Source organism: Streptomyces koelreuteriae (assembly GCF_018604545.1).
Lineage (GTDB): Bacteria > Actinomycetota > Actinomycetes > Streptomycetales > Streptomycetaceae > Streptomyces > Streptomyces koelreuteriae.
In genome coordinates this window covers 6,461,649-6,486,369 of record NZ_CP075896.1, presented here as the reverse complement: position 1 = coordinate 6,486,369, position 24,721 = coordinate 6,461,649, and the positions used below count along the sequence as shown (strand labels likewise).

Genomic DNA, 24,721 nt, shown 5'->3' with positions numbered 1-24,721 from the left:
GGCGCGCCGCCCGCCAGAGATGAGGGAGGACCGACTGACAGGAGGCAGGCGTGGTGCTGGTGATGTCGGAAGAGGTGCGGGCGGCGCTCGAGGCGCGGCAGCCCGTGGTGGCCCTGGAGTCCACGATCATCGCCCACGGGCTGCCCCGGCCGCGCAACCTCCAGGTGGCCCTGGAACTGGAGACGGCCGTGCGGCAGGAGGGGGCGGTGCCCGCGACGATCGCCGTGCTGGACGGGCGGCCCCATGTCGGACTGGACAAGGAGCAGCTGGAGCGGGTCGCGAACGAGGACGGGATCCGCAAGCTGGGCCACCGTGATCTGCCGCTCGCGCTGTCCTCCGGGGCCAGCGGAGCGACCACGGTGTCGGCGACCGCGCTGCTGGCGGCGCTGGCGGGGGTCCGGGTGTTCGCGACCGGCGGGCTCGGCGGGGTGCACCGGGAGTGGACGGTGACGCAGGACGAGTCGGCCGATCTGGGGCTGCTGGCACGAACGCGGATCACCGTGGTGTGTGCCGGGGTGAAGTCGATCTTGGACGTGCCGGCGACCCTGCAGCGGCTGGAGACGCTGGGGGTCGCGGTGGCCGGGTACGGCACCGACCGGTTCCCCGGCTTCTATCTGTCCGACTCGGGGCATCCGGTGGACTGGACGCTGCGGACGCCGGAGCAGGTGGCGGGCGTCATGCGGGCCCAGGACGCGCTCGGCGAGCCGGAGTCGGCGCTGATCGTCGCCAACCCCGTCCCCGAGGAGGAACAGCTCGAACCGGAGCTGCACGCGCGTGTGCTCGCGGACGCGCTGCACGCGTGCCAGGAGGAGGGGGTCACCGGCCAGGCGGTCACGCCGTTCCTGCTCGACCATCTGGTGCGGCACACCGACGGGGCCTCGCTGAGCGCCAACCTGGCGGCGGTCCGCGGCAATGTGCGCCTGGCGGCGCGGATCGCGGCGGCCTGGGCCCGGGGGTGACCGGGACCGGGGCCGGCCGCCCCGCGGGTCGTGGAGAGCCGTCCGTGCAGGGCGCGGCGCTGTTGGTCGTCGGGGATGTCATCACCGATGTCGTCGCGCGGCACCGGGGGCCGCTCGCGGCGGGCACGGACACGGTCGCCTCGATCCGGACGGTACCGGGCGGGGCGGGCGCCAATGTGGCGTGCTGGGCGGCGCACCGGGGTGAGTCGGAGGTGCGGCTGTTCGGGCGCGTGGGCGCGGACGCGGCTGCCTGGCACGAGCGTGAACTCGCGGCCCACGGCGTGCGCCCGCTGCTCGTCGTCGACCAGCGGGCGCCGACCGGCATGGTGATCTGCCTGGTGGACCGGGACGCTTCGGCGGAGCGGACGTTCCTCACCGACAGCGGGGCGTCGTCACGGCTCGAACCCGCCGACTGGTCGGACGCGCTGCTCGACGGGGTGGCCCGGTTGCATCTGTCGGGCTATCTGCTGTTCTCCGAGGCGGGTCGCGCCCTGGTGACGGTGGCGCTGAAGGCCGCACGCGCGCGTGGCGTGCCGGTGAGTCTGGACCCGGCGTCGGCCGGTTTCCTCACAGGGCTGGGCGTCGAGCGCTTCCTGGCGCTCGTCGAGGACGTGGACGTACTGCTGCCCAGCCGGGACGAGGCGTGCCTGCTGACGGGGTTGGCGGACCCTGCCGACGCGGCGGCCGAGCTGAGCCTGCGCATCCCGCTGGTCGTGGCCAAGCAGGGGCGCGAGGGAGCACTCGTGGCCCGTTCGGGGAAGGTGTGCGCCCGCGTTCCCGCCGTGCGAGCGACGCCGCGGGACACCACCGGCGCCGGTGATGCCTTCACCGGCACGTTCCTCGGCGCCCTGCTCGCGGGCGCCGGGCCGGAAGAGGCGGCGGTGGAGGGCTGCCGGGCGGGTGCGCGGGCGGTGGAGCGGGTGGGCGGGAGGCCGCCCCTGCCCGGCTGATACAGGGCGGGCCGGCCCTGTCCGGCTGCGGGCCGCCCCTGTCCGGCTGCTGGACCGGCTCCTACGCCGTCCCCTGGCTACCGCTTGCGTCCCCACGCCGAGATCATCGGTGGTGTCGTGAGGTCGAGGGCGCCGGACGTGACGTTCATGAGGTGGCGCTGGATGTCCTGGTCCGTGGCGAGGCCCGCGGTGACCAGCTGGTCGCGGATCTGGCGCATCGTGGCGGACTCCAGGGCCGCACAGGCCGGGGAGGCGATGGGGAAGTAGGCGTCGGCCTGGACGCGGGTCAGGCCGACCTCCCGGAGCAGGCGCGGGAGGGTGCGGCCCGAGGGGAGGTCGGTCCCGCGGTCGGCGAGCAGTTTGCGGAAACTGTGCCGCAGCCGGTTCGCGAGCTGCTGCTCGGGGCCGTACTCGTCGGGGCAGAGCAGGGGCTGCAGGGCGGGGTCGACGTCCTCGACGAGGAGGCGCCCGCCGGGGCGCAGGGAGTCGGCCATGGACCGCAACGCCCGTTTCCGGTCGGTGACGTGGACGAGGGCGAGGCGGGCGTGCACCAGGTCGAAGCCCTCCCCCGGCGGGTCCTGGGCGCCGAGTCGGTGGACCCGGACCTCTACGCGCGGCAGGGCGCTCCGGGCGAGCCGTGAGGTGTCGCTGTCGGTCGCGACGACACGTCCGGTCGGACCGACCTTCTTCGCCAGCCAGGACACCACGGACGGACCGCCGGCGCCGACCTCCCAGCACCGCCAGCCGGATCCCGCGCCGAGAGCTTCGAGATGCCGGAACGTCGTGGGGTCGAAGAGCGCGGCGAAGGCGCTGAAGTGCTCCGCCGCCTCGGTCTGCCGGTTGTCGAGGACATACCCATCGGTTCGCGTCATGCTGCGATCATCCCATTTGTCTTACTTGTTCTTGATTGTCGACGCTCCGGAAAGGAGAACCGCACCCGTACCGGCCCGCGTCGATGTCTAGGAGCGACGGCACCGGCGAGTCGTTCGTCCACAGCCGGGAACAAAGCGGAATGGGTCGTTTCCACAGGCTTACCCGCAGCTCACGTGGGCCTGGCAGACTGGCGCGCCAAGGCGCAGGAACGGCGCGAGGAGTTCCACGCAAGGAGAACCGGATGTCCATGGCAGGGAATCTGCGGAAGGTCACGAGCCTCGGCGGGGTCGGTGGCCTTCGCAAGGTGGCTCGGCTGGCCAGGCGGCGCCCGCGCGTCGACCTGAGTCACCCGGCCCGCTCCCCGCTGGGCTCCTCGGTGGTGAACTGCGTGACGTACCGGGACGGCGTCCGCACCCCCGTGCGCGGCGATCTGGTGGATGTCGTGGAGCGGGTGCGCAAGAGCCGGGAGGGCTTCGTCTGGCTCGGGTTGCACGAGCCGACCGACCAGGAGTTCGCGGGCATCGCCGAGCTCTTCGACCTGCACCCGCTGGCCGTCGAGGACGCCGTCGAGGCCCACCAGCGCCCCAAGCTGGAGCGGTACGGCGAGACACTCTTCGCGGTGTTCAAGACGGTCTGCTACGTCGAGCACGAGGAGCTGACGGCCACGAGCGAGGTGGTGAACACCGGCGAGATCATGGTGTTCGTCGGCGGGGACTTCGTGATCACGGTCCGGCACGGCCGGCACGGCTCGCTCGGTCCGCTGCGCGAGGAGCTGGAGTCCGATCCCGGCCAGCTGGCCAAGGGCCCCTCCGCGGTGCTGCACGCGATCGCGGACCACGTGGTGGACGACTACCTGACGGTCACGGACTCGGTGCAGGCCGACATCGACCAGGTCGAGACGGATGTCTTCGCGGAGACCGGCGCCCGAGCCGACCCGGGGCGCATCTACCAGCTCAAGCGTGAACTGCTCGAGCTGAAGCGGGCCGTGGTGCCGCTCAGCCGCCCGCTGGAGGATCTCGCCACCCGTCCGATCCGAGCGGTCGACCCGGAGATACAGGCGTACTTCCGCGACGTCTCGGACCATCTGCTGCGGGCGAAGGAGCAGATCGCCGCCTTCGACGAACTGCTCAACTCCATCCTGCAGGCGCACCTGGCGCAGGTCACGGTCGCGCAGAACGAGGACATGCGGAAGATCACGGCGTGGGCCGCGATCATCGCCGTGCCGACGATGGTCTGCGGCGTGTACGGCATGAACTTCGAGCACATGCCGGAGCTGCACTGGCGGTACGGCTACGGCATGGTCCTCGGCGTCATATCCGTCGCGTGCGTGACGCTGTACCGGGCGTTCCGGCGCAGCGGCTGGCTCTGACGCGGGGAGTCACCCGGCGGATCAGCGTGTGGTGGTGGAGTAGACGCTCTCGGCCCAGGAGGCGATCTGGTCGTCCGCCAGATGCCGGGCCAGGTCGGCTTCGCTGATCATGCCGACCAGGCGCTTGTCCTGGATCACGGGCAGCCTGCGGATCTGGTGCTCCCGCATCTCACGGAGCACTTCGCCGACATCGGCGTTCGCGTCGATCCAGCGCGGGGTGCCCTTGGCCATCTCACCCGCGGTGATCCTGGCGGGGTCGTGCCCCATAGCGACGCAGCCTACGACGATGTCGCGGTCGGTGAGGATGCCGCAGAGCCGCTCGTTCTCGTCGCTGATGGGCAGGGCGCCGACGTTCAGTTCGCGCATGAGCTGGGCGGCGCGGTCGAGGGTTTCGTGAGCGGGGATCCACTGGGCGCCGCGGTGCATGATGTCTCCGGCGGTGGTCATGGAGTACCTCCCGTTGCCGGACGGCCGGCGCGGCGCGGGACGCACCGCGAGTCCCGACGCCCTTCATTCTCGCCGCGCCACCGGATGCCCGCACACGGAACCCGTCTGACACGGAACGCACCCGTGACCGCCGCACGGGGAGCAGCCGCTCAACCGCTCCACGCCGGATGGCGCGGATCGTCGGCCCGTACCAGGACGTCCGCCGTGCCGGCCGGGTCCGTCTCGTGCTCGTAGCGCTCGAAGGCCGGGAGGGTCCAGTGCTCGTCCTCGGGCGTGCGGCGGCGCAGGGCGCCCGGGGAGAGCAGGACGTGAACACTCAGATCGAAGGGGAACCAGTGCCGAAGGAGGAAGGGTCCGTGCATCAACAGGGCGCCGCCGGGCGGGAGTTCGACGTAGGGACTGCGTGTGGCCCGGTCGGCGGCCGGGTCCCACAGGTCGGGCAGGACACGGCCGTCACCGCCGGTTTCGAGAGGGCCGAACACCTCACGCCAGAGGGCGCCGGTGTCGTACCAGCCGTTGTAATAGGCCTCCACGTCCCGGTGGCCGTACTCCAGCCGCACCGAGGCAGGGCGCAGAAATCCCTCCGTGCCCACGACGAGCGACGAGCGGCCGCGTATGCGCAGCGCCTCGGAGACCCGCCGGGCGAGATCCCCGGGGCGGGCGGCCGGGGCGCCGTCGAAGGCGACGCGCGGCCAGGGAGCGCCGTCGGCGGGCTTCAGGTCGAGGAGGCGCTCGGCGAGCAGGTCGCCGAGCCGGTCCCAGGTGATCGCTTCGAGTCGCACACGGCCCATGATGCGTCAGGCCGGGGCAGGAATTGTCACGCCCGCGGGCTCCTCGGACGCCGGGGAGGGACATTCCGCGGGGAGGCCGCGTCGAGAGGGCCGGGGTCGGTCGTGGCGGGCGTAGTGCGTCCCGTCGTCAGGGGGAATGAACCACGTATGGTCCCCCGCGCGATGCTTCCGCCCCTCACCGGGCTCCTCGTCTTCCAGCCTCTCAAGGGCCGGTACTGCGCCGAGTGCCGGCGTGGGCCGCTGCCGCTGCTCACCCTGGAGGACCGGGCCCCGCGCTGCCTCGACTGCGCCGACCTCGGGCATCTGGTGTTCCTGCCGAGCGGCGACACCGCGCTGACGCGCAGATCGCGGGAGGAGAGCACGCTGTCGGCGGTGGTCGTACGGTTCAACCGGCGCAAGAGCCGTTACGAACGGCAGGGCGTCCTGGTCGAGGAGGCGGCGCTGGCGCGGGCCGAGCGGCGGTGTCTCGCGGACGCCGAGGCACGGCGGCGGCGCCGGGTGCGGGACGCGGGGCGGCGGGCGGCTCAGGACGAGCTCTTCGCCCAGGCCTTCGCGGCGGAGATACGGCGTCTGTATCCCGGATGCCCCGCCGACCGGGCACACGCCATCGCGGCACACGCCTCGGAGCGGGGCAGCGGGCGGGTGGGCCGCAGTGCGGCAGGGCGGGCGCTGACCGAGGCGGCCGTGACCTCGGCGGTCGTGGCGTCCGTGCGGCATCTGGACACGCCGTACGACCGGCTGCTGATGAGCGGCGTGCCGAGACATGAGGCGCGGCGGCGGATCGCGGCGGCGGTGCAGACGGTGCTCGGGGGGTGGGCCGAGGCGGGGCTCGGTTCCGCCGGGTGATCCGGCCGGGCGTCGGCCGGCAGGCCGGGTGATCCGGCCCGGCTTCGGCCGACAGCCCCGTGTGGACTGGCCGGGCTTTGGCCGACAGCCCCGTGTGGACTGGCCGACACGGCCGTTCGAGGGATCGTGGACGTTCGCTTATGGCCCCGCGCCGTTCGGCCATGGTCACGGTGCTCGTACGGGAATTCACTTGTGGTGAGGAAGGGCGCCGGGCAGGATCCCGGCTCGACGGGCGGGAGAGGCTGACATGATCGACGGGCCGTACTTCGTGCTGACGGTGCTGGGTGTGCTCGGGACCGGCCTGGTGGCGGGGGTGTTCTGCGGCTTCTCGACCTTCGTCATGCGGGGCCTCGCCACGCTGCCGCCCGCGCAGGGAGTCGCCGCGATGAACGCGATCAACGTGGCCGCGGTGACGCCGCCCTTCATGGTCGTGTTCCTCGGGTCGGCGGTGCTGTGCGCGGTGATCGCCGTGGTGACGTTCGTGCTGTGGCCGGAGGAGGGGACGGTGGAGCTGCTGGTGGGCAGCGCGCTGTATCTGGTCGGCTCGTTCGGGCTCACCATGGTCGCGAACGTGCCGCGCAACGACGCGCTGGCCAAGCTGGAGCCGGGCACGTCGGAGGCGGCCGCGTACTGGCCGGCGTATGTGCGCGAGTGGACGATGTGGAACCACGTCCGCACGGTCGCCTCGGCCGGGGCGGCGCTCGCGTACGTGCTGGCGCTCACCTGACGGCGCCCACCCGACAACCGCGGCGACGGGCACCGGTCCGGAGGCGGACGTATCGTGGCCGGAGGAGTACCGCCCGACGACGCACGGCCTGTCGAGACGCGCACGCAAGGGAGACGGCCATGGCCGATCCCAAGGGTTTCATGACCACCCCCCGCCAGGACTGGCCGCGGCGGCCGGTCGAGGAACGGGTGCGGGACTGGGACGAGGTCTATGTGCCCGGGGCGCTGTTGCCGATCATCAGCAAGCAGGCCGACCGCTGCATGGACTGCGGCATCCCGTTCTGCCATGACGCCTGCCCGCTGGGCAATCTGATCCCCGAGTGGAACGACCTGGTGTCCAGGGAGGACTGGCGGGCGGCCGCCGACCGGCTGCACGCCACGAACAACTTCCCGGAGTTCACCGGGCGGCTGTGCCCGGCGCCGTGCGAGGCGGGGTGTGTGCTGGCGATCAACCAGCCGGCCGTCACCATCAAGAACGTCGAGTGCGCGATCGCCGACCGGGTGTGGGAGGAGGGCTTCGCTCCGCCGAGGCCGCCGGAGCGGCTGTCCGGCAAGACGGTCGCGGTGATCGGTTCGGGGCCCACCGGGCTGGCCGCGGCCCAGCAGCTGACCCGGGCCGGGCACACGGTCGCGGTGTACGAGCGGGACGACCGGCCCGGCGGGCTGATGCGGTACGGCATCCCCGAGTTCAAGATGGAGAAGCACCATCTGGAGCGTCGGCTGGAGCAGATGCGGGCCGAGGGGACCAAGTTCCGTACCTCGATGTCGGTCGGTCAGGACATCGGTGCCGATGAGCTGCGGACCCGCTACGACGCCGTGGTGCTCGCCATGGGCGCGACCGCGTGGCGCGAACTCACCGTGCCGGGGCGGGAGCTGACGGGGGTTCACCAGGCGATGGAGTATCTGCCGCTCTCCAACCGGGTCTGCGCGGGCGATCTGGAGACGTCACCCCTGTCCGCCGCCGGGAAGCACGTCGTCATCGTCGGCGGCGGCGACACCGGGGCGGACTGCCTGGGCACGGCCGTCCGGGAGGGTGCCGCATCGGTGACGCAACTGGACATCTACGCGCTGCCGGAGGCGCAGCGCGACGAGGACGCCGAGCCCTGGCCGACGTATCCGATACGGATCTACCGGCTGTCCGCCGCGCACGAGGAGGCCCGTGATCTGCGGACCGCTCCGGTCGCCGACGCGGACGCGCGGCTGTTCGCGGCGTCCACGCTGCGCTTCGACGGGGACGCCGCGGGGCATGTGCGGTCGCTGCACCTGGTCGAGGTGGACGCGCGGCGCCGCCCGGTGGACGGCACCGGGCGGACGCTCCCCGCCGACCTCGTGCTGCTCGCCCTCGGCTTCTCCGGGCCCGGCCGGCAGGACGGGCTCGTCGACCAGCTGGGGCTGGCGATGGAACCCCGGGGGACCGTCGCGCGGGACGCCGGTTTCGCCACGAACGTGCCCGGTGTGTTCGTCGCGGGCGACGCCGCCCGGGGGCAGTCGCTCATCGTCTGGGCGATCGCCGAGGGGCGGGCCGTGGCAGCCGCGGTGGACCGTCATCTGACGGGCAGTTCGCGGCTGCCGTCACCGATCGGGCCGTACGACCGGCCCATGGTGGTCTAGAGGGAAGCCCGCTCAAGAAGTGGTCACCGCTCGTCCGTGCCCGCCACCTTCGCCGTGGACAGCGCCACCCGGTTCCAGGTGTTGATCGTGCAGATCACGGCGAGGACCTGGGCCAGTTCCCGTTCCTCGAAGAGGGACGCGGCCCGCGCGTAGACGTCGTCCGGGACGCCGGCGTCGGCGACGAGGGTCATCGCCTCCGTGAGGGCGAGGGCCGCCTGCTCCCGCTCGGTGAAGAAGTGGCGGGCCTCGCGCCAGACGGCGACCATGTGCAGCCGGTCCTCGCTCTCGCCTGCCTTGCGGGCGTCGTTGGTGTGCATGTGGAGGCAGTACGCGCAGTGGTTGAGGTGGGAGGCGCGGATCTGGATCAGTTCGACAAGGGCCGGGTCGAGGCCCTCACGGGCGGCGGCGTCGAAGGCGATGAGGGCCCGGAAGGCCTTCGGGGCGGACTTGGCGAACTCCAGCCGGGCCGTTCCCGTCGAGTGCGCCCGCGTCGTGTTCGTGGTGGTGTCGGTGGTCGTGTTCGTCGTCATGTCCCTCAACCTATGAGCCGCAAAGACCCGCTGTAGGGTGCACTTCCATGGCGAATTCGTGGGTCAATTCCGCGGAACGGATCGGGTCCGACCTGCATCTGGAGCTGTCCGGGCCGGGCGGTCGGCGCACGGCGCTGACCCGGGCGCTGCGCGAGGCCGTACGCGACGGGCGGCTCGCTCCGGGCACGCGGCTGCCGCCGTACCGCTCGCTCGCGGCGGACCTCGGTGTCGCCCGCAACACGGTGGCCGACGCGTACGCGGAACTCGTCGCGGAGGGCTGGCTCACCGCCCGTCAGGGCTCGGGCACCCGGGTCGCCGAGCGCGCGGAGCCGCTGCGTCCCGCCGCTCGCGTGCCGAAGAAGGCACCTCCCCGCGCTCGTGGACCCCGGCACAACCTGCTGCAGGGCACGCCGGACATCTCGGCGTTCCCGCGCGCGGCCTGGCTGGCCTCCTACCGCAGGGCGCTCCAGCAGGCGCCCAACGAGGTGTTCGGCCCGGGCGACCCCGCCGGACGGACCGAACTGCGGGAGGCGCTCACCGAGTACCTGGCCCGTGCGCGGGGCGTGCGGACCGATCCGGGACGGATCGTGATCTGCTCCGGCTTCGCGCACGCGCTGCGCCTGCTGTTCGGAGGCGGCGTCCTGCGCGGGCCACTGGCGGTCGAGGCGTACGGGCTGGGATTCCACCGGGAGGTCCTCGCGGGCGCCGGGGTGCGTACCGTGCCGCTCCCGCTCGACGAACACGGCGCCCAGGTAGACCGGTTGGGGCGCGAGCGTGGTGCGCTGCTCACGCCGGCGCACCAGTTCCCGACCGGCGGGCCGCTGCACCCCGAGCGCCGGGCCGCCGTGATCGACTGGGCACGCGCGCGTGGCGGGCTGGTCCTGGAGGACGACTACGACGGCGAGTTCCGCTACGACCGCCGGCCGGTCGGCGCCGTCCAGGGGCTCGACCCCGAGCGCGTGATCCACATCGGCTCGGTCAGCAAGAGCCTGTCACCGGCGGTACGGCTGGGCTGGATGGTGCTTCCGGAGCGGTATGTCGGGGACGTACTCGCCGTGAAGGGCGAGCGCGAGGCGTGGGTGAGCGTCCTCGACCAGCTGAGCCTCGCCGACTTCATCGTCTCCGGGTCGTACGACCGTCATGTGCGGCGGATGCGGCAGCGGTACCGGAGCCGCCGGGACCGGCTCGTCGCGGCCCTGGCCGAGCACGCGCCGCAGGTCGAGGTCACGGGCGTCGCGGCCGGGCTGCACGCGGTGCTGCGGCTGCCGCCCGGCACCGAGGCATCCGCGGTCAAGGCCGCCGCCTGGCGGGGCGTCGCCCTCGACGGCCTCGGCGCGTTCCGGCACCCGGACACGGACATGGCGGTCAGCGACGGCCTCGTCGTGGGATACGCGACTCCCTCCGAGCATGCCTACGGGCCGGCCCTGGAGGCGCTGTGCGGTGCGCTGCCGCCGCCATGACCGGCCCGTCAGGGTCCTCGAGGGCTACGGCTTGCGCGCCACCGCCCCGTAGCCGGGAATCACCCCGTCGTCCTGCCCTGGGACGGGCTCGCCCAGCTCGGGGTGCCAGTGGTGGGGCACCTCGACGCCGGGGTCGACGAGGTCGAGGCCGTCGAAGAAGCGGGTGAACTCCTCGCGGGAGCGCAGGGCCAGGGTGACTCCGGCGGCGCGGAGCTTCTCGGTCGCCGCCCTGGACTCCTCCGGGGTGAAGTCGGCCGTGGCGTGGGTGATCACCAGGTAACTGCCGGAGGGCAGTTCGGCGAGCAGCCGGCGGACCAGCTCGTGCCCGCCGTCCTCGTCGGAGACGAAGTGCAGCAGCGCGATGAGCGACAGCGCGACGGGCCGGGAGAAGTCCAGGACCTTCCGCGCGCCCTCCAGGATGGCGTCCGGGTCGCGGACGTCGGCCTGGAGGTACTCGGTGGCGCCCTTGTCCGTGCCGCGCAGCAGGGCCGCCGCGTGGGCCAGGACGATGGGGTCGTTGTCGCAGTAGACGACCCGGGCGTCGGGGGCGATCTCCTGGGCGACCTGGTGGAGGTTGGGCTCGGTCGGTATGCCGGTGCCGATGTCCAGGAACTGCCGTACGCCGTTCTGAGCCAGCCAGCGCGTGGCCCGGTGCATGAAGGCGCGGTTGACGCGCGCCATCACCGGCACCCTCGGGTCGAGGGCCAGCATCTGACGGCCCATCTCCTCGTCGACCGGGTAGTTGTCCTTGCCGCCGAGATACCAGTCGTACATCCGCGCGGGGTGGGGTCTGGTCGTGTCGATCTGGACGGACGTCGTGGGGTCCTGCCCGGTCATGAGGCACTCCGTAAGGCGCGAAGGGTGGTCAATTCAACACCAGCGTCGATAAGTTCAGCATCAGCGTCAGGCAGTGGAGCGGCAGCAAGGGCAACGACGTCAGGACAGCAGGAAGTCCGCCTTCCCCGCCTTCGCGCCCTCGATGAAGGCCGTCATCTCGTCGGTGGTGTAGATCAGCGCCGGTCCGTCGGGGTCGGTGGACTGTCGGACGGCGATCCGGCCGTCGGCGAGCTTCATCGCCTCCAGGCAGTTCCCGCCGTTCCCGCCGCTCCACGGTTTGTGCCAGCCTTCGCTGCCCAAGTCACGCGCGGGCATGCCGTTGTAGACCTGTTTGCGCGGCTTGATGCGATCCATTCACAGCTCCTTGCGGAGGTCCCGGAGGATCTCCTTCGTGCGATGTGCCGTAGCGGCCTGCGCCGCCATGCGGTCCATGACCTCGAGGTGGGTCGCCACCTCGGCGCGCGCGTCGAGATAGACCGCGCCGGTCAGGTACTCGCTGTAGACCATGTCCGGCAGTTCGGGCATGGCGAATCGGAACAGCACGAACGGCCCGTACGTGCCCGGGTGCGGCCCGTTGGCGAACGGGGCGACCTGGAGTGTCACGTTGGGCAGCTTCGTGGCTTCGAGCAGTCTGTCGATCTGGGCGCGCATCACCTCCGGGCCGCCGACCGGGCGCCGCAGGGCGGTCTCGTCCATCACGACCCACAGCCGTGGCGCGTCCTCGCGGGTGAGCAGGTCCTGGCGCTGCATGCGCAGGGCGACATGGCGTTCGATATCGTCGGGCCGGGTCTGGCCGATGGCGCCGGAGCGGAGCACTCCGCGCGCGTAGTCCTCGGTCTGCAACAGGCCGGGGACGAAATGGGGTTCGTAACTGCGGATGACGCCGGCCGCGCCCTCCAGGCTCACGTACATCGAGAACCAGCCGGGCAGGATGTCGTGGAAACGCTGCCACCAGCCGGGCTTGTTCGCGTCCTCTGCCAGTTGGACGAAGGCGTCGGCCTCTTCCTCGGAGATCCCGTAGGCCTTCAGGAGCAGTTGCAGGTACGGGATCTTGAGCGCGACCTCGGCCATCTCCATACGACGGACCGTGGCGGGGGCGACGCGGAGGATGCGGGCGGCCTCCTCGCGCTTCATCCCGGCGCGTTCCCGCAGGTCCAACAGGCGTCGGCCGAGGACGACCTGGCCGACCGTCGGCGCGGACCGCGGTTCGCTCACGCTCCACCTCCACGAAGAGTCCTGAGAAGCCGGCCACGAAAAGAACGCTGACAGCCCTGCGGCGCCATGCGAAGACCCTTACGAAGAGCCGATCCGAACTGACGTTTCGAACGAACCTTCGACGATCTCAACTGGCGCCGCGCGGAGTGCTGTTGCGATGCAGTGTGCCACGGCCTTCCAGGCCGTCACAGCGCACTCTGCAATTTTCAGAGTGACACTTGCCAAGTGTTCACGCCGGGGCGATAGTGGCAAGCGTGATTCCGTCCGCGCCCTTAGGAACAGACGCCGCCGCAGGCCCACTCGGCCTCGGTACCGCCGGAGTCGGCCCCGCCGGGGTCGCTGCCGAGCGCCGGTTCCGTTTCGAGCTGGCCGCACATCCGGGTTCCCCCGCACAGGCCAGACGCCTGACGCGGGCCCGGCTGACCGGCTGGTCGGTGTGCGAGGACACGTGCGACAGCGCGGCCCTGGTGGTCTCCGAGCTGGTCACCAACGCCATCGTGCACACGGCGAGCACCCACATAGTGTGCGAGTTGCACGACGGCGACGACCTGGTGCGGATAGCGGTGCGTGACGAGGGCTGCGCCCCGGGCCAGCCCCACGCGGCCGGCCGGACGCGGCCCGAGGAGGAGCACGGGAGGGGACTGCTCCTCGTCGACGCCCTCTGCGAGGCCTGGGGTGCCCATGAGCACGACCTCGGGCTGCTGGTCTGGGCCGAGCTGCCGCGCACGGCCGACACCTCGGGCGACCCGTCCGAGCCCCGGAGTGACCTGGGCTGGGGCGCCCGCCCTAAGCCGGGTCCGTCCGACGACTCGGGCGACGGGGACGGAGACCACCGGACAGGTCACACCCGGACAGGTCACGCCAGAGGCGTGCCGGAGGTTCCAGCCCAGAGGCGACGCCCAGGGCAGGGAGCGGCATGACGTCCGCGCACGGTGGCCGCGTACTGAACCTGGACACCCTCGCCCGCCTCCGGCGCGGGCTGCGTACGCCGGGTCCTGCTCTGCGCCTGCCCGTGCCCGACGGCATGACCGCGCCGCTCGGCTGCGACGCGGTCGCGGTTCCCGTCCGTGTCGGCCGGCTGGTCATGCCCCGGCTGCCCCGCGCGGGCTGCGTCTACGCCGACGGGACGCACTGGTGGTGGCTGGTGCCCGCCGACTCCGACCACGCCCTGGAGTGGCCGGCCCCCGCGCGGTACGCCACCGGCGCGATCGTCCCCGACGCCCCCGAACTCCCCCGGCTGATCCACCGCCCGGACGGCAAGCTTCCGTACACCCCGCCGATACCGCTGTACCTGGCCCTGTGCCGGGTGACGGGGACAGCTCCGGCCTGGTCGCGGCCGGTCAGCGCGTAGGGCCTGTCGAGCAGGGCTCGGCCGAGCACCGCTCGTTCGGCACGCGGCACTCATCAAGCACCGCCGGGCCCGACGCGCGGCACTCGTCGAGCACGGCCCGGCCGACGCACGGTACCCATCAAGCACGGCCCTACCGACGCACGGTACCCATCAAGCACGGCCCTACCGACGCACAGGACCTCTCGCACACAGACCGGCTGGCACTCAGAGCCGGCCGAACCCGACCCGCCGCCACACGCCCCACCCGGCCTGGCTCCCCCGCGCGCAGACCCACCAAGCACGCCCCAGCCACCACGCACCCCCACCCCTGCCTCCCCCCCTCCGGCGCGTAAGACCCCCGAGCACGTCCAGGCCAAGGCATCCGCACCACCCCCACGACCCCGCGCCGCCCCACAACTCCCCGGGTCCGGTCGTGCGCCCGCGCGCATCCGGCGCCCCGGGCTGCGCCCTGCCCGGGCGGGCTCCGCCCCCGCGATAGTGGCCGTTGGTTCACGAGCGGGACCTGAGCGGGGAGGTCGGTCGACGGTGGGGAAGAAGCGGACCGCGCCGGAGGTGTCCGAGTCGGAGCGGCTGCTCTTCGGCGGGCCGCTGCGCTACGACATGGGCTGGAGCCAGCACGCCGACGCGTTCCTGGAACTGAACTTCCGCGCGATGATCACCCGGTTGCCGTCCCTGCTGGCGTCCAGCCTCCGGCTCGCCCGGCAGGCCGACCGGAGCGCCACGCGGATCGTGCTGGCCTGCGAGGCGGGCCGGGGCGTCGCACAGGCGGTGAGCCTGCTCGCGGTCAACAGCGTCCTGGCCCGGCTGATGGGCGGCGGGCCGCTCGACGACCGGCTGCGCGGTGCCGTCCCCGCGCTGGTCACGGTGGCCCTCGTGATGCTGCTCGCGGCACTGCTGCGGGCCGCGAGCACCTACGCCACCGGCCGTCTGGAGCCCAAGGTGGAGCGGGTGGCGACCGAGCGGTACCTGGAGCGGGCCGCGACCGTGGAACTGGCCGCGATCGAGGACCACGCCTTCCACAAGCTGCTGGACACCGCGCAGTACGGCGCCGCCTCCGCCCGTCGGATGATCATGTACGGGACGCGTGTGATCAACGCGATGATCTCCCTGGTCGCGGCGGCCGGCGTACTGACCGTGCTGCATCCGGCGCTGCTGCCGCTGCTGGTGACGATGACGCTGCCGAGTGCCTGGAGCGCGCTGACCGTGGCCCGGCGGCGTTATGAGTCCTTCAATGCCTGGGTGCAGCATGCCCGCGCGGGCCGACTGCTGGGCAATCTGCTGATCGAGCCCGAGGCGGCCCCGGAGATCCGGGTGCACGGCGTGGGCGCCTTCCTGCTGCGGCACTTCCGCGCGATGTCGGAGACGGCCGAGGCCGAGCAGGCCCGTCTGGCCGGGCTCGCCGCCCGTACCGGCCTGATCGCGGCGGCGTGGACGGGCCTGGCGACGGTGGCGACGTACGCGACGCTCGGCGGACTGCTGCTGGCGGGTTCGATGGCGCTGTCGGTGGCGGGTACGGCCGTGATCGCGATCCGGACCGGCTCGCAGAGCCTCGACACACTCGTGGTGGAGGTCAACGCGCTGCACGAGGAGGCGCTCTTCGTCGGCGACCTGCACCGGCTGTACACGGAGGCGGCGCAGCGCGCGATCCCGTCGGGCGGAAGGGAACTGCCGGAGGACCCGCGCGAGATCCGCTTCGAGAACGTCACGTTCCGCTACCCCGGCGAGTCGGCCCGCCCCGCTCTCGACAATGTGACGCTCGCCCTCCCCCTGGGCCGGATCGTGGCGCTGGTCGGCGAGAACGGCTCCGGCAAGACGACCCTGGTCAAGCTGCTCGCCGGGCTGTACACCCCGGAGCGGGGGCGGATCCTGTGGGACGGTGTGGACGCGGCGACCGCCGACCGGCATCTGCTGGCCGAGCGGATCGCGATGGTGGCGCAGGACTTCAAGCGGTGGCCGTTCACGGCCCGGGTGAACGTCGCCCTGGGGCGTACGTCGGCGCCCGTGTGCGAGGAGCGGCTGGCCGCGTCGATCGCGGAGGCCGGGGCGGAGGCGGTGGTCGCGGATCTGCCACGCGGCCTCGACACCCTGCTCGCCCGCAATTTCAGCGGCGGGCACGAACTGTCGGGCGGCCAGTGGCAGCGGCTGGGCATCGCCCGGGCGGCCTATCGCAAGGGCCGCATCCTGATCGTGGACGAGCCGACGGCGGCCCTGGACGCTCGCGCCGAGCTGGAGGTCTTCGAGCGGATCCGCGCCCTGGCCGACAGCGGCCAGACGGTCGTACTGATCACGCACCGGCTGGCGTCCGTACGCCATGCCGATCTGGTGCATGTCCTGGACCAGGGCCGGCTCGTGGAGTCCGGGACGCCGGACGAGCTGCTGGCCACCGGCGGGCTCTACGCCGAGCTGTACGCGCTCCAGGCGGAGCAGTTCACCAAGCCGCCCACGGCGGCCACCCCGCACACAACGACCACGCCGCCCACGACGGCCACCCCGCCCGCGACGGCCCCGCCGATCGCTTCGGCCGCGAAGGTGCCGGCCCCGAAGGCGGGCTGAGCCACGCCTTGCCCGGGCCGTCCGTCAGGCCGTGGCGTCGGCGCTGTCGCCGCTGCGCACGATCACCAGGAACATGTCCGTCGCGAGGTCCATGACAACCTCGGCGGGCAGGCCCTCCAGACGCCGTGCCTGCGCGAACTCCTCCGCAGGCCAGGAGCCACGCGGCCCACCGGCGGGAAAGCGCTCGAGCACCGTTCGCCCGTTCACCACCCTGCACCTCCATGTAGCGCTGTACTCGTAGAGTTAAACGCCAACCATGGGGTGAACGGCTCGCGAAGTGACGGTTCTGAGACGTAGTTGACACTCGTTCACCGCCAAGTGTGACCAACCTCTCAGCCTCTTGGCGGATGTGTTCACTTTGCGTGTCAATCGTCGTACTCGTCGTGATAGCGGACGCGCTCGCTTCCCGCAGGCGCCCCAAGAGCCGACGCCCGCCCCTTGGGCTCCTCCCACGCCTCCTGCCTGCCCAGCGCGGTGAGGTCGAGCAGACTGGTGGTCGAGCCGAGGCCGTCGAGGCCGCGCTCGTACGTCGAGTAGGTGTGGAAGATCCGGTCGCGGTCCCGCAGGAAGCAGCTCAGGCCGGGGCGCTCGGAGAACTCTCCCTCATGGTCGAGCGTCACCTCGAAGTCGCGGTTGAAGTCGCTGCCGTGCGAGGAGTACCAGGGCACCGTCCAGCCCATTCGGGCCTTGAAGGGCAGGATCTTCGGGAAGGGCGCCCGGGAGACGGCCGCGAACGACGTGCCACGGGCCTTGAGATGGGCGAGATGCCCTATTTGATCCAGGAATCCCGAGCAACTGCGGCAGCCGGCGTCCCACTCGGGCGCGAACATGAAGTGGTAGACGACGAGCTGGTGCCGCCCCTCGAACAGGTCGAGCAGGGTGGCCTTGCCGTCCCCGCCCTCGAAGACGTACTCCTCGTCGACCTCCACCATGGGCAGTCCGCGCCGCTCGGCGCTCAGCGCGTCCCGCGCGCGGGTGGCGGCCTTCTCCTTGAGCAGCAGTTCCGCACGCGCCGCGCGCCACCGGTCGCGCGAGACGATCTCCGGAAACGACATGAACCCCTCCTGTACCCCTCCTGTGGCAACGGTCCGTCCGGGGTGGTGACCGGTGGGAGGGGCGGAACTCATCGCCGGCTCGCGAAGTTTTTCCTGGGACTCAGGTGTCGTACTCCTGGATGCGCCGGCCGTGGCCGCGGTCCACGAGCGCGGGCAGGCGCTCCTCCAATTCCCCCGCCACCGCAGGCACATCGATGGTCAGCAGCTCCCGGTCGCGCATCAGGATCCGTCCGTCGACGATCGTGGTGCGGACGTCGGCCGAGCGGGCGCTGTGCACGAGCGTGGCCGCGAGGTCGTGGACGGGCCGGGTGTGCGGGCCGGTGAGATCGACCAGGACGATGTCCGCCCTGCGGCCCGGCGCGATGCTGCCGACGCTGTCCCCCAGCCCCACGGCACGGGCGCTCTGCAGGGTGGCGTGGTGCAGGGCCTGGCGGGAGGTGAGCCAGCGGGGGTCGCCCTCGGTCTGCTTCTGGACGAGTGAGGTGAGGGCCATGGACTCCCACACGTCGAGGGAGTTGTTGGAGGCGGCGCCGTCGGTGGCAAGTCCGACGTCGACGCCGATGTCGCGCAGGGCGCGGACCGGTGTGGTGTCGGGCCAGGCGAACTTGAGATAGCCGCGGGGCGCGGTGGCGACGGCCGTACGACCGCCCGCCCGCTCCAGGACGGGCAGGTCGCGGTCGGTGATGCCGGTGCCGTGGGCGAGGAGCACGTCCGTGTCGAGGATGCCGGTGCGGGCCAGGACCTCGATGGGGGTGACGCCGTGGCGGGCGAGGCTGGTGTCCGTCTGGCCCCGGTTCTCCGCGGCGTGGAGATGCACGGGCAGGCCGTGCGCGCGGGCGAGATCGGCGGTGGCGGCGAGGTCGGTGTCGTCGACGGTGTAGGGGGCGTGGGGCGCGAGCGCGGTGGTGATACGGCCGTCCGCCGAGCCGCGGTGCCGCAGCGCGAAGTCCAGTGACCGCTCCCCGCCCTCGGGGCCCTGGGAGGAGAAATAGGCCTCGCCGAGCAGTGCCCGCATGCCGCACTCGGCGACCACGGCGGCGACCTCGTCCATGGCGAAGTAGTGGTCGGCGAAGCAGGTGACGCCGGCGCGGATCATCTCGGCGCAGGCGAGGCGCGCACCCAGCTCGATGTCCTTCGCCGTCAGGTTGGACTCGACGGGCCAAATGACGTCGTTGAACCACTCCTCGGTGGGCAGGTCCTCGGCGAGTCCGCGCAGGGCGACCATCGGCGCGTGCGTGTGACAGTTGATCAGGCCGGGCAGGGCGACCTGGCCACGGGCGTCGAGGCGCTCGGCGGCGGCCAGGTCCCGGGCCTGGGCGGTGCTCGTGACGGCCTCGACGATCCCGTTCCGTACGACGATCGCGGCGTCCTCCTCGAAGCCGATCCGCTCCTGGTCGTCGTGGACGAGGACGGCACAGGCGCTGATGATCAGATCGGCGGGGCTGTCCGTGGCAGCAGGCGTCATCACGCCAAGGTACGACGGGGCGCTATCCGGCGAGGGGTGTCCGGGGCAGTCGCAGCCCCACCCGTTCCCCGGGTCCGGTGAGTTCGTCGAGGACCTCCGTGAGGCGTTCGGTGTGGCGGGGGCCGATCCGGCCCGTGTCGTCGAGGTGCACGGCGCAGGCGGTGGTGGTGTCGACGAGGCGTTCGAGGAGGTCGGCCACCTCGTCCGCGCCCTCGGTGTGCCGGGCGAGGGCGGGCAGTTCGTGCGCGGACAGGGAGATGGCCGTGCGGGCCTCGGCGAGGGTGCGGTAGGCCTCGCGGCGCAGGGTCCAGCGGGTGGCGCGGTGGTCGGAGGGGGTGCCGGAGCCGCCGATGCGTGGGGCGTCGGCCTCGTCGAGGACATGGGTGAGGTAGGCGAACGCGGCCCGGATCGCCGCCGCCAGCCGGGCGCGTACTCCCCCGCCGCGCTGGCCGGGCATCGGCAGATGCCCGACGATCAGCACGATCGCGCAGGCCAGCAGTGTTTCGCCGATCCGGCCCGCGGAGGCCTGCGCCTCGCCGCCGACCATGACCAGGGCGAGGACGAGGACGGTGACGACGGCGGTCTGGGCGGCGAAGTGCCGGGTGGCGACGGGTATCAGCGCCCCGCTGAGGGCGACGAGCGCGATCAGCCCGTCCGGGCGGGGCAGGACGGCGGCGAACCCGGCGAAGAGGAGAGCGCCGAGGACGGTCCCGGCGGCCCGGTTCAGCACCCGTGAGGCCAGGGGCCCGAGGTCGGGCTTGACGAGGAAGACGGCGGTGGCGGGCAGCCAGTACCAGTGCTCGTGCTCGCCGTACCACTGGGTCTGGTGCAGGGCCTGGGCGACCGCGGAACTGGCCCCGAAGCAGAGGGCGACGCGCAGTCCGTACTCGCGTCCGGCGGTGCCGAAGGCGGCGCGCAACCGGTCCCTGGCGGTACGGGGCCGGGTGTGCAGATCGCCGCCCCCGCCCTGGTCGAACACCTCGGCGGCCTGGAGCAGGGCGTCGTCGAGGGCGCGCAGGGCGGGCACCGAGCGGGAGGGAGCGGGCAGCGGCCCGGTGTGGGCGTTGTCGCGTACGGCGGCGGCGAGCCGCCGGGGGCCTTCGGAAGCCCGTTCGGATACGGCCTCTTCGGCCCAGGCCAGCGCGGTGGCGGCCTCGGCGAGGGGCAGCGCGGCGGCGTACTGCGCGTGCAGCCGCCGCTCGGTGGAGGAGGAGGCGTAGCGCCGCAGCCGGGGCCCGGCGAGGGCGTCCTGGGCGTGATCGAGGGCGGCGGTGAGCGCGGCACGGCGGCGGATGGCGTCCGGCCCGCCGACGGCGTCGAGCAGCTCGGCGACGGCGTCGTAGACACCGGCGACGGCCGCCCGCTCCCCGTCGAAGCGGAAGTCCCCGGCGAGGGAGCCGGGCGTGGGCAGCACGAGCCGGAGCACGAGCAGCCAGCCGGCCCCGGCGAGGAAGGCGAGCGCGCGCTGCCACCCCGACTCGGGCAGGGGCATCCCCGCGCCGATCGCCGCGCCGACGAGCAACTGTGTCCCGGAGGCGGAGGCGACGGGCCCCACGGCGCTCATCCCCCCGGCGATGAGCCCGACGGCCGTGAGGACCAGGGTCAGCACGACCGCGCCGGTCCCCTGCCCGGCATAGGTACCGATCACCAGGCCCAGGGCGCCGCCCAGCGCGGGCACCCCGAGCCGCTTGACCGAGACCCGCCGGCTCCCGGGCCGGTCGTTGATCCCGGCGAGCATGGCAGCGATGGCGGCGACGACACCGAGCGAGGTACGTCCCGTCGCCACTGCCACCAGCAGCAACGGCCCGGCGGACAGGGCCCCCCGCGTCACCGCGCTCCAGGGCACCGGCCCCCGCTGGGCGCGCAGGGCGTGCGCGAGCCAGGGCGGCAGCACGAGGGAAAAGCGGCGGGATCGGGACACTGGGCTCCTGTCGTCTCGTCGAGGGCAGGGGTGGGCCTTCGGGCGACGGTGGCCGGGCGGGGTGTGGCTGTCCACGGTAGGCGGGGTTCCTGGAAGAAAGGTTTCCGGAACGTGACGGAGTGCGGGAGAGCCGGGTTCATTATGAACGCAATCGCCAGGAGCGGGCCGACTCCACGGCCCGTGCGAAGAGCGCCTCCGCGTCGCTGACCACCCGGGCCAGTGGGTCAGATCCCGCCGTCGCCCCTTCTCGGCCCGAGCAGCGTAGAGGGACCGGCCGGATCGCGTGAACCGAAATACGGGTGCGGACGCGCACCGGGCCCCGCATGATCGGTCGGACAACCGCCCAGTCACCGCCCCAGATCGGAGCCCCGCGTGATCCGTCGCGTCACCGTCCCGAGCCTCTTCCCGCCGCCCACCTACTCCCACGCCTCCGTCGTCGAGGCCGGCACCCGGCTGGCGTTCCTCGCCGGGTCCGTGCCGCTCGACGCCGAGGGCAACCTCGTCGGACCCGGAGATCCCGTACTGCAGGCCGAGCAGGTGATCGCCAATCTGCGGGAGCAACTGCACGCCGTAGGCAGCGACCTGCCGCACGTCGTTTCGACCGAGGTGTACGTCGTGAGCGGTGAGACGGCCGTGCTGTCCGCCGTCTGGGAGGTCGTCGAGGCGTCCGGGCTCAGTGCCGGTCCGCACGCGTCGACGCTGATCGGCGTGGCGTGCCTCGGGTACACGGGGCAGCTGGTGGAGATTACGGCGACAGCCGTCGTGCCCGACGGGGCGCCGACCTGAGGAGAACTCCATGCTGATCGAGCACCGCGGGCGGCGCCCCGTCGTCCCCGAGTCCGCGTACGTCGCCCCGACGGCCGTCCTGTGCGGGGCCGTCGTCCTCGGGGAGCGCAGCCGGGTGCTGCACGGGGCGGTGCTCACCGCCGAGGACGGGGAGGTGCGGGTCGGCTCCGACGTCGTGGTGATGGAGAACGCGCTGGTGCGGGGGCGGGCCGGGCACCCCGCCGTGATCGGTGACGCCGTGCTCGTCGGCCCGCACGCCCATGTGAACGGGGCGACCCTGGAGGACGAGGTCTTCGTGGCCACCGGTGCCTGCGTCTTCCCGGGGGCCGTCGCGAGCACGGGCTCAGAGCTGCGGATCCACAGCGTGCTGCACGTCAACTCCGTACTGCCGCCCGGCACGGTCCTGCCCATCGGCTGGATCGCGGCGGGAGCGCCCCGGGCCCGGCTCTTCGCCCCCGGCGAGCACGACGAACTGTGGCAGATCCAGGAGGCGCTGGACTTCCCCGGCACGGTGTACGGCATCCCGCGCGGCACGTCGATGCGGGAGGTCATGGCCCGCCAGGTGGCGTTGTACGGGGCTCACCGCGACGACGTCACCCTCGACGGCCCGTCCTGAACTACCGCCGTTCGGGCCGCCCCCACACCCTCCGCTTCGGCAGCGCCGCCGCGTAGCTGCCCGTACGGCTCGTCGTCAGCCCGAGCGCCACCAGCGACTCGGCCAGTTTGACCGCCGCCGCGACCCCGTCGACGACCGGCAGGCCCAGCTTCTCCCCGACCGCCCGCTGCAAGCCGGTCATTCCGGCGCAGCCCAGCACCAGTACCTCCGCCCCGGCCGCGCAGGCCCGTTCGGCGGCGGCGAGGAACGCCGTCTCCGTGCGCTCGTCGTCGCCGAGGTCGAGCACGTTCAGGCCCGTGCCGACGACCGCGGCGCAGTTCCGCGCCACACCCGCCGTCTCCAGGCTGTCCTCGATCTGGCCGCGCGACCGCTCCAGGGTGGTGACGACGCCGTAGCGGCGGCCCAGCAGGCAGGCGAGATGCGCGGCGGCCTCGGTGATGTCGACGACGGGCACGTCCACCAGCTCCCGCACGCCCTCCCGCCCGTGCTCCCCGAATCCGGCCATGACCACGGCGTCGTACGGCGGTCCGTCGTAGGTCCGCAGCGTGTCCAGGACGGCCGCGGCGGACAGGTAGCTGTCGAGCCAGCCCTCCGCCGACTCGGGTCCCCAGGCTGGGGTCAGTCCGTTCACGGTGGTGCCCGGGCCTGCGGCGGCCCGGGCACCTCGTACGATCTCCTCGGTCATCTCCTGCGTGGTGTTGCAGTTGGTGACGACGATCCGCACGTCTCTCAGACCTCCACCGGCCGGGCGGACACGGCACGTTCACGTCGGCACAGGGCCGCGTACAACCCGGCCGCGAGGGCCGTGCCGATGAACCAGGAGTACGGCGCCACCTCGCTGAAGGTCTTCACCAGCGCGAGGACGGCGGCGACACCGGCCGCGGGCAGGAACGCCCACAGCGCCTTGGGGTTGACGCCCTTGCGGTAGTGGAAGCGGGAGCCGGGGGTCGCGTCGAACAGTTCGTCCACGTTCACCCGGCCGCGCTTGACCCAGTAGTAGTCGACCATGATCACGCCGAACAGCGGTCCGAGGAAGGCCCCGAGGCCGCCGAGGAAGTAGTTCACGACGGTCGGGTTGGAGAAGAGGTTCCAGGGGGTGACGAGCAGCGCCGCGACGGTGCTGATCATGCCGCCGACCTTGAAGGTGATCTTCTGCGGCCAGACGTTGGCGAGGTCGTACGCCGGTGAGACGAAGTTGGCGACGATGTTGACGCCCATGGTGGCGATGGCGAAGGTCAGCGCGCCCACCACGAGCACCCAGGTGTTGCCGATCTCGGCGACCAGGAAGGCGGGGTCGGTGATCTCCTTGCCGAAGACCTCGAAGGCGCCCGCGGTGACGATGACCGACACGATGACGAAGGCCGTGGAGTTGATGGGCAGGCCCCAGAAGTTGCCGCGCTTGACCGTCCGGTAGTCGGGCGAGAAGCGGGAGAAGTCGCAGAAGTTGAGCAGCAGCGTGCCGTACGTGGCGAGGACCAGGCCGATCGCGCCGAACCACTGACGCCACTGCTCGCCCACGGAGACCGGGTGCGGGGTCGAGGTGAGCGAGATCGTCCAGCCGGCCTTGGCCAGGATCCACACGGCCAGCGCGATCATCACGAGCCAGATCGCCGGACCGCAGAAGTCCTGGAACTTCCGGACCGATTCCATGCCCCGGCTGATGATCGCCGCCTGCACCAGCCACAGGGCGATGAAGGAGACCCAGCCGAGTGCGTCGAGGCCCAGGAAGGAGTTGTGCGTCCACGACTCCAGGCCCGGCCAGGCCGCGAGCAGCATCACGTTGACGGCGACGGAGGCCAGGTAGGTCTGGATGCCGTACCACATGATGGCGATCACGGCCCTGATCAGCGCCGGGATGTTGGCGCCCCAGACGCCGAACGCGATCCGGCTGACCACCGGGAAGGGGACGCCGTGGCGCTGCCCGATCTTCCCCATCCAGTTCATGCCGATGTAGATGATCACGAAGCCGACGAGCAGCGACGTGAAGATCTGCCAGACGTTCATGCCGAGGAAGAGCAGTCCGGCGGCGAAGGTGTAGTTGCCGAGGTTGTGGACGTCGGACATCCACATGGCGAAGAGGTCGAAGACCTTCCAGTTGCGCTTCTTCGCGGGCGCGAGGTCTTCGTTGGTGAGCCGGGGATCGGGGACGAACGCGGGGGTGCCGGTGGTCGCGGCACGGTCGGCGAGGGACACGGGGCCTCCATGAGCAAGGGGACGACGGAGGACTGCTCGATGGCAACGGTTCAATGGGCGCGCGTTTGGTATACCAAACTGCGCTCATGGTCTCCCCGTCAACCGTTCTGACCGATGTCGCTGTTGTTAACGCTCCGTAAAACACCCCTCGCCTCGGCGAAGATGGG

At 72.1% G+C, this 24,721-nt stretch carries 25 protein-coding genes; 12 read left to right on the top strand and 13 right to left on the bottom strand.

What is annotated here, in order from left to right:
- Positions 1-50 precede the first annotated feature (50 nt).
- Both KJK29_RS29205 and KJK29_RS29200 read left to right on the top strand, forming a co-directional pair.
- A complete protein-coding gene (locus KJK29_RS29205; protein ID WP_215122161.1) occupies positions 51-959 on the top strand; it encodes a pseudouridine-5'-phosphate glycosidase in 909 nt (302 codons plus the stop codon).
- Positions 956-1,909, top strand: a complete 954-nt coding sequence (locus KJK29_RS29200; protein WP_215122160.1) for a carbohydrate kinase family protein — start codon at positions 956-958, stop codon at positions 1,907-1,909. Before KJK29_RS29205 ends, KJK29_RS29200 begins: the two co-directional genes overlap by 4 nt.
- A gap of 77 nt (positions 1,910-1,986) precedes the next feature.
- On the opposite strand, the gene KJK29_RS29195 is transcribed toward KJK29_RS29200, so the two are convergent.
- Positions 1,987-2,781 carry a methyltransferase domain-containing protein gene (locus KJK29_RS29195; RefSeq protein ID WP_215122159.1) on the bottom strand — a complete coding sequence of 265 codons (795 nt, stop codon included), beginning with the start codon at positions 2,779-2,781 and terminating at the stop codon, positions 1,987-1,989.
- Between the two features lie 242 nt (positions 2,782-3,023).
- On the opposite strand from KJK29_RS29195, the gene KJK29_RS29190 reads away from it, so the two are divergent.
- Entirely contained in the window at positions 3,024-4,151 is a 1,128-nt protein-coding gene (locus KJK29_RS29190; protein ID WP_215122158.1) for a magnesium and cobalt transport protein CorA, read from the top strand.
- A gap of 21 nt (positions 4,152-4,172) precedes the next feature.
- On the opposite strand, the gene KJK29_RS29185 is transcribed toward KJK29_RS29190, so the two are convergent.
- Entirely contained in the window at positions 4,173-4,598 is a 426-nt protein-coding gene (locus KJK29_RS29185; RefSeq protein WP_215122157.1) for a CBS domain-containing protein, read from the bottom strand.
- Positions 4,599-4,747: 149 nt separating this feature from the next.
- The gene (locus KJK29_RS29180) at positions 4,748-5,380 is read right to left on the bottom strand and encodes a nucleoside/nucleotide kinase family protein (protein ID WP_215122156.1); all 633 of its coding nucleotides are present in this window, start codon (positions 5,378-5,380) and stop codon (positions 4,748-4,750) included.
- A gap of 171 nt (positions 5,381-5,551) precedes the next feature.
- On the opposite strand from KJK29_RS29180, the gene KJK29_RS29175 reads away from it, so the two are divergent.
- The 3 genes from KJK29_RS29175 to KJK29_RS29165 all read left to right on the top strand — a co-directional run bounded on the left by KJK29_RS29175 (position 5,552) and on the right by KJK29_RS29165 (position 8,572).
- On the top strand, positions 5,552-6,235 hold the full coding sequence (locus KJK29_RS29175) for a DUF2293 domain-containing protein (RefSeq protein WP_251057974.1): 684 nt from the start codon (positions 5,552-5,554) through the stop codon (positions 6,233-6,235).
- A 247-nt stretch (positions 6,236-6,482) separates the two neighbouring features.
- Positions 6,483-6,962, top strand: a complete 480-nt coding sequence (locus KJK29_RS29170; RefSeq protein WP_215122154.1) for an anthrone oxygenase family protein — start codon at positions 6,483-6,485, stop codon at positions 6,960-6,962.
- Between the two features lie 119 nt (positions 6,963-7,081).
- A complete protein-coding gene (locus KJK29_RS29165; protein ID WP_215122153.1) occupies positions 7,082-8,572 on the top strand; it encodes a glutamate synthase subunit beta in 1,491 nt (496 codons plus the stop codon).
- A gap of 23 nt (positions 8,573-8,595) precedes the next feature.
- On the opposite strand, the gene KJK29_RS29160 is transcribed toward KJK29_RS29165, so the two are convergent.
- Entirely contained in the window at positions 8,596-9,102 is a 507-nt protein-coding gene (locus tag KJK29_RS29160) for a carboxymuconolactone decarboxylase family protein (RefSeq protein ID WP_215122152.1), read from the bottom strand.
- Between the two features lie 47 nt (positions 9,103-9,149).
- Between KJK29_RS29160 and pdxR the strand changes: the two genes are divergently transcribed.
- Positions 9,150-10,562, top strand: coding sequence for a MocR-like pyridoxine biosynthesis transcription factor PdxR (gene pdxR / locus KJK29_RS29155; RefSeq protein WP_215122151.1), 1,413 nt, complete (start codon positions 9,150-9,152; stop codon positions 10,560-10,562).
- A 24-nt stretch (positions 10,563-10,586) separates the two neighbouring features.
- On the opposite strand, the gene KJK29_RS29150 is transcribed toward pdxR, so the two are convergent.
- The 3 genes from KJK29_RS29150 to KJK29_RS29140 all read right to left on the bottom strand — a co-directional run bounded on the left by KJK29_RS29150 (position 10,587) and on the right by KJK29_RS29140 (position 12,614).
- A complete protein-coding gene (locus tag KJK29_RS29150; protein ID WP_215122150.1) occupies positions 10,587-11,399 on the bottom strand; it encodes an SAM-dependent methyltransferase in 813 nt (270 codons plus the stop codon).
- 99 nt (positions 11,400-11,498) lie between these two features.
- A complete protein-coding gene (locus KJK29_RS29145; RefSeq protein ID WP_184596785.1) occupies positions 11,499-11,753 on the bottom strand; it encodes a DUF397 domain-containing protein in 255 nt (84 codons plus the stop codon).
- On the bottom strand, positions 11,754-12,614 hold the full coding sequence (locus tag KJK29_RS29140) for a helix-turn-helix domain-containing protein (RefSeq protein WP_215122149.1): 861 nt from the start codon (positions 12,612-12,614) through the stop codon (positions 11,754-11,756).
- Between the two features lie 245 nt (positions 12,615-12,859).
- On the opposite strand from KJK29_RS29140, the gene KJK29_RS29135 reads away from it, so the two are divergent.
- From KJK29_RS29135 to KJK29_RS29125, 3 genes are all read left to right on the top strand, one after another.
- On the top strand, positions 12,860-13,534 hold the full coding sequence (locus tag KJK29_RS29135) for an ATP-binding protein (RefSeq protein ID WP_370869167.1): 675 nt from the start codon (positions 12,860-12,862) through the stop codon (positions 13,532-13,534).
- Complete coding sequence (locus tag KJK29_RS29130) at positions 13,531-13,965, top strand: hypothetical protein (RefSeq protein ID WP_215122147.1); 435 nt, start codon at positions 13,531-13,533, stop codon at positions 13,963-13,965. The genes KJK29_RS29135 and KJK29_RS29130 overlap by 4 nt, the downstream gene beginning before the upstream one ends.
- A gap of 525 nt (positions 13,966-14,490) precedes the next feature.
- Entirely contained in the window at positions 14,491-16,518 is a 2,028-nt protein-coding gene (locus KJK29_RS29125) for an ABC transporter ATP-binding protein (RefSeq protein ID WP_215122146.1), read from the top strand.
- A gap of 24 nt (positions 16,519-16,542) precedes the next feature.
- On the opposite strand, the gene KJK29_RS29120 is transcribed toward KJK29_RS29125, so the two are convergent.
- The 4 genes from KJK29_RS29120 to KJK29_RS29105 all read right to left on the bottom strand — a co-directional run bounded on the left by KJK29_RS29120 (position 16,543) and on the right by KJK29_RS29105 (position 20,959).
- The gene (locus KJK29_RS29120; protein ID WP_189728827.1) at positions 16,543-16,725 is read right to left on the bottom strand and encodes a hypothetical protein; all 183 of its coding nucleotides are present in this window, start codon (positions 16,723-16,725) and stop codon (positions 16,543-16,545) included.
- 158 nt (positions 16,726-16,883) lie between these two features.
- Entirely contained in the window at positions 16,884-17,573 is a 690-nt protein-coding gene (locus KJK29_RS29115; protein ID WP_215122145.1) for a DUF899 domain-containing protein, read from the bottom strand.
- Between the two features lie 100 nt (positions 17,574-17,673).
- Positions 17,674-19,038 (bottom strand): amidohydrolase, encoded by a 1,365-nt coding sequence (locus tag KJK29_RS29110; RefSeq protein WP_215122144.1) that lies wholly within the window; start codon positions 19,036-19,038, stop codon positions 17,674-17,676.
- A 22-nt stretch (positions 19,039-19,060) separates the two neighbouring features.
- Positions 19,061-20,959 carry an FUSC family protein gene (locus KJK29_RS29105; RefSeq protein ID WP_215122143.1) on the bottom strand — a complete coding sequence of 633 codons (1,899 nt, stop codon included), beginning with the start codon at positions 20,957-20,959 and terminating at the stop codon, positions 19,061-19,063.
- Between the two features lie 372 nt (positions 20,960-21,331).
- On the opposite strand from KJK29_RS29105, the gene KJK29_RS29100 reads away from it, so the two are divergent.
- Both KJK29_RS29100 and KJK29_RS29095 read left to right on the top strand, forming a co-directional pair.
- Positions 21,332-21,745 (top strand): RidA family protein, encoded by a 414-nt coding sequence (locus tag KJK29_RS29100; RefSeq protein WP_215122142.1) that lies wholly within the window; start codon positions 21,332-21,334, stop codon positions 21,743-21,745.
- Between the two features lie 10 nt (positions 21,746-21,755).
- Positions 21,756-22,361 carry a gamma carbonic anhydrase family protein gene (locus KJK29_RS29095; RefSeq protein ID WP_215122141.1) on the top strand — a complete coding sequence of 202 codons (606 nt, stop codon included), beginning with the start codon at positions 21,756-21,758 and terminating at the stop codon, positions 22,359-22,361.
- A 1-nt stretch (position 22,362) separates the two neighbouring features.
- Here KJK29_RS29095 and KJK29_RS29090 read toward each other — a convergent pair whose 3' ends face one another.
- A complete protein-coding gene (locus KJK29_RS29090) occupies positions 22,363-23,085 on the bottom strand; it encodes an aspartate/glutamate racemase family protein (protein ID WP_215122140.1) in 723 nt (240 codons plus the stop codon).
- Positions 23,086-23,090: 5 nt separating this feature from the next.
- Positions 23,091-24,554, bottom strand: coding sequence for an NCS1 family nucleobase:cation symporter-1 (locus KJK29_RS29085; RefSeq protein WP_215122139.1), 1,464 nt, complete (start codon positions 24,552-24,554; stop codon positions 23,091-23,093).
- Positions 24,555-24,721: the final 167 nt, after the last annotated feature.